General features: G+C 60.8%; 1 protein-coding gene. It reads right to left on the bottom strand.

What is annotated here, in order from left to right; genetic code table 11:
* Positions 1-243 precede the first annotated feature (243 nt).
* Positions 244-2,109: TM0106 family RecB-like putative nuclease (locus EOA60_RS30150; protein ID WP_128312413.1), on the bottom strand; the 1,866-nt coding region annotated here is incomplete at its 5' end.

The raw sequence follows: 2,109 nt of genomic DNA, 5'->3' as shown, positions 1-2,109 counted from the left end.
GGATGACGAAACGGTCCTGGTTTCGGCGACACTTAAATTCATAACGACGCGTCTTCGGAGGGTTCACTTTCGTTCGTCTTTCGGACACTCACCTGCTCGGATCTTTGTCCGAACTTTTCATCCGACGCTCACCACCACGGCTCTTTACCGCAGCAGCTCGGACTGGTTTGAGACCTGCTCCTGAAAGCCGATCCCGGAGGGCCGTCCCCCATCATTCACGCAGCTTTACGCTACGGTCTTAGCTCATGTTGAACTCCTTCCGCTGCTCTGCAGCACACTTTCGTCGAGGAACAGGCCGCGATCCGGCGGGATGGTTTGGGCGCCGTCGAGAATGTGGTGAAGGGCGGACACCTCGCAGCCGTCAGGGTGGCTGCCCTGGATCGGCTGATCGAGCTGTTGAGGGTCACCCACGAGGACAAGCGTCTTTGCTGCCTGCGAGACGGCGAGCACGTTGGGGAGGGCCATCTGCGCGGCCTCGTCGACGAAGAGCACATCGACCGCTTCAAATGCGTCAGGACGAGACCAGAGCCAGGCCGTCCCACCGCCGACGTTCACGTCGTGGCCGATGGCCGCGATGAGGTCTTCACTCCGACGGGCAAACGTCAGCCGATGCTGTTGTTCGTCTTCTTCATCGGCCTTATGACAGCACTGAAGATCGACGCCGAGCCCATCCGCTTCCTCGATGACCTTGTCGATGAGATTCCGGATGACCTTGTGGCTGTTCGCGGTGATCCCGACTGTCTTGCCCTGTCGGACGAGGGCGCAGATCATTCGCGCTGCCGTAAAGGTCTTCCCAGCGCCCGGCGGTCCCTGCACGGGCAGAACGCCTTCGCCGAGATGCTCCGCCAATCGTAACGCAGCATCAAGCGTGCTCTCGCCTGCCTCCCTCAGAGAGTGGTCGCCGATAGGAGGCGGACGCCTTAACAGCAAATCTCGTGCGGCCTGGTACGGACCGGGGCCTACAACTCCGTTCGCCACGACATGTTCCCCAATGCGGAGGAGAGCTTCCGCAATGACTTCGGCGCCGACGACCTTGTGAGCGAAAACGGCTTCAGGATGGAGGGTGGCGGTGTCCTGGCGCTTCTTGATATCGACGGTCCGTTCCTCAAGCGAAATTGCTTCCACTTTTCCGAACTTGTCGCCCCCGCAATTGCGAAGGTCTTCGCCGCCGCGAAGGGAGGTCTCCTGCTTTGGGTAACTATAGCGATGAATGGGCGCTCGAGCCGTTCCGCCGGCTTCTCCGACGAACAAAAGGCCTGACAGTCCCGCCCGTTCATCAAGCAGCTCTTCGGCTGATACCGCAGCAAGGCGGAAGAGCTCCCACCATGCAGCTTTGAGTTCCCGACGATGCCAATCCAGCAGGTTGGCCAGCAGCCAGCGCGCCTTCTGCTCGTCCGAGCGACCCGTAGGATCGTCGGGAATGCCTTGCAGAAGCTGCTCGATGACGGGAGCGATGCGCGCAAGCCAGGCGGCGACGTTCTCCTTCGGCGCACCATCATCGCCGGCGGCAGGCCGCGGAACTTCCAATCCGGCGGCGATTGCTTCGGCGCGCCGATCTTCTAGCCATGCACGGAGGGCGGCCGACGAGAGGCAGTCATCCTCGTTGTAGCCGCGCACGGTCGCGCGGGCTTCCTCGTTGATGGAGGCGACGTCGCCAAGTTCGAGATTGGCCTGAAAGTTCGACAACGCGCTGTTTGCGTCCGGAAGCGGCACCTGCCTTACGAAGCCATAGAACGGTTCGAGACGCTTGATGGAGTAGTTCTCGACGCTGGCACGAACGGCATGGCGAACCACCGAATAGAGGTCGACGAAAAGCTCCGCGCGCAGTATCCGGTCGATTTCGTCCTCACGCGTGCCGTACCTCCCCATCAAACGCTTGAGGGCCGCTGGCTCATATGGCGCGTAATGGTAGATGTGCAGGTCCGGATGCATCTCCCAGCGCGCCATGACGAAATCGACGAACCGCTCGAAAGCCTGCCGTTCTTCAGCGCGGCTTAAAGCCCACTCGCCACGATAAACGTTTTCGCCGTGATCGTCGCTGGACAGGTAGCCGAAGAGATATTCGAGACCGTGCTCGCCTATGAATGGATCACCTTCGAGGTCCAGGAA

It is taken from the genome of Mesorhizobium sp. M1A.F.Ca.IN.020.06.1.1 (assembly GCF_004023265.1).
In the GTDB taxonomy this organism is placed as follows: domain Bacteria; phylum Pseudomonadota; class Alphaproteobacteria; order Rhizobiales; family Rhizobiaceae; genus Mesorhizobium.
Note: the sequence above shows the minus strand (reverse complement) of the source record. Positions and strands in the feature narration are given on the sequence as shown.